The organism is Streptomyces purpurogeneiscleroticus (assembly GCF_020024005.1).
GTDB classification, from domain to species: domain Bacteria; phylum Actinomycetota; class Actinomycetes; order Streptomycetales; family Streptomycetaceae; genus Streptomyces; species Streptomyces purpurogeneiscleroticus.
On the sequence record NZ_NHSG01000333.1, the window covers coordinates 1 to 3,952 of the forward strand.

Annotated in this window: 3 protein-coding genes and 1 pseudogene; 2 read left to right on the plus strand and 2 right to left on the minus strand. The window is 69.7% G+C overall.

Annotation, left to right across the window (positions count from 1 at the left end; genetic code table 11):
- Positions 1-142 precede the first annotated feature (142 nt).
- Positions 143-338 (plus strand): annotated as a pseudogene (locus tag CCS38_RS21990) (GTP cyclohydrolase I); the annotation flags it as partial.
- 86 nt (positions 339-424) lie between these two features.
- On the opposite strand, the gene CCS38_RS21995 reads toward CCS38_RS21990, so the two are convergent.
- Positions 425-1,678 carry an SLC13 family permease gene (locus CCS38_RS21995; RefSeq protein WP_223735025.1) on the minus strand — a complete coding sequence of 418 codons (1,254 nt, stop codon included), beginning with the start codon at positions 1,676-1,678 and terminating at the stop codon, positions 425-427.
- Positions 1,679-1,813: 135 nt separating this feature from the next.
- Positions 1,814-2,935, minus strand: a complete 1,122-nt coding sequence (locus CCS38_RS22000; RefSeq protein ID WP_223735026.1) for a PrpF domain-containing protein — start codon at positions 2,933-2,935, stop codon at positions 1,814-1,816.
- A gap of 167 nt (positions 2,936-3,102) precedes the next feature.
- Between CCS38_RS22000 and CCS38_RS22005 the strand changes: the two genes are divergently transcribed.
- Positions 3,103-3,952: LysR family transcriptional regulator (locus CCS38_RS22005; RefSeq protein WP_223735027.1), on the plus strand; the 850-nt coding region annotated here is incomplete at its 3' end.

Here is a 3,952-nt window from a genome sequence, read left to right on the forward strand (position 1 = left end):
CACGACGACACTGAGCCCGCGACCGAGACCGGGACCGGCCCCGGCCCCGGCCCCGGTCCCGGTCTCGGTCGCGGGCTCAGTGTCGTCGTGCTGCGTCGCGTGGCGCAGCTGGGTGCGTTCTTCGAGCGCCTCACCAAACAGGACCAAACAGGTCGCGGACTGGCTGCAGACCCCAACTGGAGCCCAAGGGCGTTGGGGTGGTCATCCAGGCCGAGCACACCTGCATGACCCTGCGCGGCGTGGAGGCCACCGGTACCACCACGATGACCTCCACACTCCTGGGCCTGCTGTGTACGGACGCCCGATCACGCAGCGAATTCCTCACCCTGACCGGCCTGCGCCGGCTGACAATCCGCCGGCGCAGGCCAGCCCTCCGCGCATCGAAAGGCATTGCCTCCAGGAGCCTTGAGGCGTCCTGCCCCGGCTATGACCAGGGCAGGACCAGGGCTCCCCACGCCACGACGGGGCCGAGGGCGACGATGCTGCCGGTGTAACCGATGACCTGACGGTAGAAGCGGCGGGTGTCGACACCGCGGGCGTTGCTGAGGACCAGGGCGCCGTTGGTGGAGAACGGGGAGGTGTCGACGATCGTGGTGGATACCGCGAGCGCCGCGATCAGCCCGGCGGCACTGAGGGGGCTGGAGAGCAGCAGTGGCACGGCGAGGGGGATGATCGCGGTGAGGATTGCGGTGGAGGAGGCGAAGGCCGAGGTGATGGCCACGGTGAAGCACAGCACCAGGGCCACGAGGAGCGGTGCGCCGAGGCCGGCGGCGTGGTGGGAGATGTCCTCGATGATTCCGGCCTTCTCCAGCATGGCGATGTACGTCATCATGCCCGCGACCAGCAGCAGGGTGGACCAGCTGATGCCGTCCACGGCCTTCTCCTGCCGTTCCATGTCCACCAGGGCCAGCAGGGCGCCGGCCACCAGGGCCAGGAAGCCGATCTCCAGCCGGAAGCCGAGCGCGCCGACCACCAGCGCGAGCAGGCAGGCGAGGGTGAGCCACTGACGCCAGTCCGGTCTGCCGAACGTGGCGGGGTTCTCGTCGGCAGCCGTCTCGTGTGCCGTGTCGGCCAGCGGGGCGGGGCGCTTGACGAGGAGCACGTACGTGAGGAGCGACAGCACCAGGTTGATCACGAAGCTGGCGGTGAACAGTGCCACGGGCGAGACGTGCAGTGTGGTGTCGTCGACCAGGCCCAGTACGAGGGCACCGGAGACGGCGAGGGGGGAGAAGGCGCCCGCGTGCCCGCCGCTGATCACCATCATGCCGGCCACCAGCGGGTTGATCTTGTAGCGGTGGGCGAAGTTCATGGCGATCGGTACGAGGATCGCGACGGCGGCCGGGGTGAAGGTGCCGAATGCCGTGAGCGTCGCGGCGACCAGGAACAGTACCCAGGGAATGAGCGCCACTTTGCCGCGTACCAGTCGCACTCCGGCCGCGACGAGCCAGTCGATGGTGCCGTTGCGGCGCGCGACGGAGAAGAGGTAGGTGACCCCGACGATGGTCACGAAAAGGTCCACCGGAAAGCCCTCGAAAATCTCGTCTTCGGTGAGGCCGAGTGAGACGGTGCCGACGGCGAAGGTGGCGACGAAGGCGAGGATGCCCAGGTTGATCGGCAGAATCGTGCCGACCACGAACATGACCAGCAGCGCGCCTATGGAGATCGCTTCAGTAGACATCATTGTCCTTGGTGCGGTGGGGACAGGATGGCGCGCCCCGAGGGCGCGAGGTTACCCCGGGGCGGGGGACTGGGAACAGGCCCCGGGTGCGGGTGGGGGTGTGGGTGTGGGTGTGGGTGTGGAAGTCGTTCCGGTTCAGGCCGCTTGTGGCCGCCCTGGTTCCGGTACGTAGATACGGGCGTCGGCGAGCAGCCGCGCCGCCCGCTGTACGGTGACCCGGCCCGGCAGGCCGTCCCGCAGGTCCGAGCAGCGGACCGCGATCACGCCGGCGGGGGTGCCCAGGCGAAGCCACTCAGCGGTCGGACCGCCCGCGGCCCGGGAGACCACGGAGTCCTCCAGCAGACCCGCGGCCGCGATGGCGACGGCGGAGGTCAGGCCGATCGCGGGGTGCGGGGCGTTCATGGTGAGCATGCGTACCGAGACGTCGTAGTCCTGGGCCGCGACGCGTTCGCCGAGCGTGGTGGTGTACGGGACCGGTCGGCCGACCAGCCCCACCTTGGGCACCGCGTCGCCGGGCTCCTCGCCCGGTTTGAGCAGGCCCATCAGCGGTGCGGCGGTGTGACGGACGGTGCGCAGCCACGGTGTGTCCGTACGCATCTGCTCCAGGGTCTCGGAACCGGTGCGTTCCGCACTGGTGGCATCGATGAGCACGACCGGTGCCCCGGCGTCCACCATGCTCACCAGAAGGGGATTCGCGGTACCGGCCTGCAGCTCCTGTGCGGTCAGCCCGGTGGGCAGCAGGGAGCCGGTGGTGCGGCCGGCCGGGTCGCGGAAGGTGAGCCCGACCGCGACGCCGCCGGCCCGGGTGCCCGGTACGGTCTGGTCGCCGAAGTCGTGCGCCACACCACCGGTGGTGTCCACGAGCCCTTCGAGCACCGCGCCCGTATTCATGTTGCGCATCACCACGCGCGTCCGATCTCCGGTGATCGGCACCAGGCCCTTCGCGACCGCGTACAGGGCAACACCGGTGGCGCAGTTGCCGCAGTTGCTCGTCCACTCCACCGAGCCGGTGCCGATGCCGACCTGGGCGAAGAGGTAGTCGATGTCCGTGCCGGGCTCGGGCGAGGCGCTGACGATCGCGGCCTTGGAGGTCGTGGGAGTGGCACCGCCGACGCCGTCGAGTTCCACCGGATCGGTGGCACCGTAGGCGGCGACCAGCAGTTTCTCCAGTTCGCCGAGCTCGGTGGGGACATGGACCTGGTGGAACAGCCAGCACTTGCTGGTGCCACCGCGGACCAGGGTCGCGGGAGTGTGCACGTCTGAGGCTCTTTCTCGATCGACGCGGGGAAAGGGCCGGGAAACGGTTACGGGCGCATTGCCAATCGATGAACCGCCCCGGCGAATGCGAAGACACTCGCAGAGGCATGACTTGGGCACAATGGCAGTCTGCTTCACCTGGGTTTAGCTCAGCTAAACTCGCCGCCATGCTGAACGTGCGCCGTCTCCTGCTGCTCACCGAGGCCGCCGAGCGCGGCTCGCTCACCGCCGCGGCGGAAGCGTTGGGTATGACCACCTCCGCGGCCTCCCAGCAGATGTCCCTGCTGGAACGCGAGGCCGGACAGCCATTGGTGGAGCGGCTGCCGCGTGGCATCCGCCCCACGCCGGCCGGCGCCGCACTGGCCGAACGCGGGCAGGCGATCCGCCGCGAGCTGCGCGCCGCCCAGGCCGACCTGGAGTCCTTCGCCGACCTCGACCAGGGCACACTGCGGCTCGGTTCGTTTCCCACCGCGAGCGCTTCGCTCCTGCCGCTCGCACTCACCCGATTCCGCCGCCTTCATTCAGGCGTCCGCATCGAAGTGCATGCAGGGGTCCTGGCCGAGCTGTGCGAGATGCTGCACACCGGCGAGGTGGAGCAGGCATTGTTGTGGGACTACGGCTGGAACCGCATCGAAGACCCGGCGCTCGCCCTCACCCATCTGCTCGACGACCCCACGGTATTGGTGGTCCCGGCGGACTCGCCCCTGCGCGCCCATCCTTCCGTGCGCCTGAGCGACCTCGCCGACCAGGAATGGATCATCCGAGCAGACAACCACCCTGTTGCCGATGTACTGCGCCGCAGCTGCCGTCAGGCCGGGTTCGAGCCGCGCATCGCCTACGCCTCGCACGACTACCAGGAGGCGCAGGCCATGGTGGCTGCCGGGCTGGGCATCGCGCTCGCGCCCCGGCTCGCCCTCACCAGCCGCCGCAGCGACGTCCGCCTGCTGCCCTTCGCCTCCGATGTGCCCGCGCCCACCCGCCGCATCCTGCTCGCTCGCGCCGAGACCCGGCCCACCA